At 38.2% G+C, this 2,718-nt stretch carries 3 protein-coding genes; 2 read left to right on the top strand and 1 reads right to left on the bottom strand.

The genetic code is table 11. The features are described from left to right. The coding region (locus J6U00_RS01280; protein WP_296577816.1) for a hypothetical protein at positions 1–200 on the bottom strand (200 nt) is incomplete at its 3' end. Between the two features lie 322 nt (positions 201–522). Between J6U00_RS01280 and J6U00_RS01275 the strand changes: the two genes are divergently transcribed. Together J6U00_RS01275 and J6U00_RS01270 are read left to right on the top strand one after the other, a co-directional pair. Continuing rightward, on the top strand, positions 523–1,323 hold the full coding sequence (locus J6U00_RS01275; protein ID WP_296577815.1) for a PP2C family protein-serine/threonine phosphatase: 801 nt from the start codon (positions 523–525) through the stop codon (positions 1,321–1,323). 58 nt (positions 1,324–1,381) lie between these two features. Beyond that, on the top strand, positions 1,382–2,290 hold the full coding sequence (locus tag J6U00_RS01270; protein ID WP_296577812.1) for a dockerin type I domain-containing protein: 909 nt from the start codon (positions 1,382–1,384) through the stop codon (positions 2,288–2,290). The last annotated feature ends 428 nt before the right edge of the window (positions 2,291–2,718 follow it).

Here is a 2,718-nt window from a genome sequence, read left to right as displayed (position 1 = left end):
TATTTTGGAGTGTTTTTGTATCTTGCTATTATAAATGTAACAATGTATCTTATTCGAATGCTGAGTGTTGGTAATCCCGGTGATACGGTGAGACTTATTCTTCGTATTGTAACAATAACTGAATTTATGGTATCAGGATTCATGACATTTCTGCTTATCGTAATGATACAGTACTCTTCTTTGAATGAAGTAGCAGCCAAAAGGGCTGCCTTGATGACTCAAGGAGTGTTGATTGTTCATATAATCATGCTTATAATCTCAAACTTTACGGATTTATATTATTATTTTGACGCAAACAATGTTTATCATCGTTCAAAGCTGTATTTCCTCTCAAATACTTTTCCTGCTATTATGCTGGTACAAGGTATATATTTACTGATTAAATATCGTGCTAAAATAGATAAACGTATTTATAGAGCTTATTGGATATACATGGTTGTACCGCTATTGGCGATTATCATTCAGACGCTCTTTTCAGAGCTCAAATTGATTCTTGCTGCGTCAGTCGGTGGTGCGGTTTATATGTTTGCAGTCATCACTGATTCTCTTACAGAAAAATACGAAAAGCAAATGCTTGAAACATCACGTATTGATGCGGAACTTTCTATGGCTACACGTATTCAGGCGGATATGCTTCCGAATATATTTCCGGCATTTCCTGAAAGGGACGAATTTGAGATATTTGCTTCAATGACCCCGGCAAAGGAAGTTGGCGGAGATTTCTACGACTTTTTCCTTATCGACGACGATCACCTTGGACTTGTAATGGCAGACGTTTCGGGAAAGGGTGTCCCTGCGGCATTGTTTATGATGATATCCAAGATACTTGTTAATAACTATGCTTTGTTGGGCGGAAGTCCTGCGAAGGTACTGGAACAGGTTAATATGCAGATATGTAAGAACAATCATGAGGAAATGTTCGTGACTGTATGGCTTGGCGTGCTGGAAATATCTACAGGCAAGGTAATTGCTGCTAATGCAGGGCATGAATACCCAATTATCAGGAAAGCTGACGGCCAATTTGAAATTTACAAAGATAAGCATGGTTTTGTTATCGGTGGTATGGAAAACATTCGATACAAAGATTATGAGTTTACGCTTGGAAAAGGCAGCACACTGTTTCTCTATACTGATGGTGTTCCAGAAGCTACTCGTGCTGATAATGAATTGTTTGGTAAAGACAGAATGCTTGAAACGCTAAATACATACCCAGAGGTGGCACCGAAGGAACTGCTCAATCTAATGAAGGACGCTGTTGACAAATTTGTTGGCGAAGCGCCGCAGTTTGATGATCTGACAATGTTGTGTGTTAAATTGGCTTAGCTTATTGAACTTACGTAGTACTATGTGATGAACTATCTTAATTAAGGGGGGAACATTTATGAGATTTAGGGAAAATGCATTTATTGTAATATCAGCAGTTATTATGACTGCATCAACATCAGTTTTGGGCAATCCGTTTAAAAAGCAAAATATTACTGCTATTGCTGCTGATGATAGTAAAACATATAGTTCATGGCAGGAAGGGTATAAGGAATTACTAAAAACTGCTATGAGTGAAGAAGTTTACTGCAGCAAGGCAGAATTCGGAGAAAATATGTGTTCCACATATGCAATACGAGATTTGAATAACGATGGAACGCCCGAACTCTTTATCAATTATTCTCCTGCTTCCTTTGCATATTCTGAATTATATACTTTTTATGATTCAAAAATTATTAAACTTATGACTTTGCCAAGAGCAGGATTTGTATCATACTCTCCGCAAACGGATTTGATATACAGTAATGGTGGTAATGCGGCTGGAGGATATATTTATAATAATTATTTTAAAATCGTTAATGGTTCCATAGTAGATGTTGAGAACTTTTTGATTGGAACAAGTGCTTTACCCTGGAAATATTATCTTAATGATCAAGAAATAACTGAAGAAGCATATGAATCAGATGTAAACAAATATGGCACTATTAATTGGGTAAATGTAGAAAGAGAAAAGTATTTTGAAGATATTGATTCGGATTTTAAGAATCTTATAACGCCTTCTCACCTCGGTGATGTTGATAACGATGGTCAGATAAATGCAGTCGATGCTTCATCAATTTTATCATACTATGCAATGGCCTCAACAAATCAGGACGGAGGTTATACTGAGGAGCAAAAGCTTAATGCTGACGTTGACAAAAACGGCAGCATTAATGCAGTTGATGCTTCGCAGGTGCTTTCCTACTATGCATACACTTCAACGACAAAAGAAGCTGTTATAACAATTGATGAGTATATTAGGAAATAACTTACTTACATACTGACTGATGAAGGCTCAAAGCTGACATCAGTCAGTTTTTTATGAGATCAAGTACTGTACACGGCACAGATACCGTCCTTTCTGGGACAGTTATATATTATTCTGCTGTTCTGAGAAAGCATTATCAGACAAAGCCTGATGCTGAACAAACATATCATCAACATTGTACACGGATATTCCGAAGCGGTTTCCAATCGCCTTTGAAACAGTTGTTTTGCCTCCGCAGGGTGTGCTTGTGATGAAGAAAACGTTTCTTAAGTATAATTATCGTACAGAGTGACATCCTCCCCCCGCCTGTAGAGGCGGGGGCTTCCTCTCGCCAACTGGCGAGCAGTCGGTTCTCGTTCGATAGTACCAATGTACTAAGCATAAGCGAGCTAACCCCGTGTGCCCCACGGTTCTGTATTATTGGCTAT

The organism is Ruminococcus sp., assembly GCF_017650195.1.
Classification (GTDB): domain Bacteria; phylum Bacillota; class Clostridia; order Oscillospirales; family Ruminococcaceae; genus Ruminococcus.
The sequence above is the reverse complement of the archived record's forward strand: the minus strand, read 5'-3'. Positions and strand labels throughout refer to the sequence as shown.

Bases quoted from the DNA above. Each gene is read 5' to 3' on its own strand.
- J6U00_RS01275 (WP_296577815.1), top strand. From the start codon at position 523: ATGTTTGCAGTCATCACTGATTCTCTTACAGAAAAATACGAAAAGCAA.
- J6U00_RS01270 (WP_296577812.1), top strand. From the start codon at position 1,382: ATGAGATTTAGGGAAAATGCATTTATTGTAATATCAGCAGTTATTATG.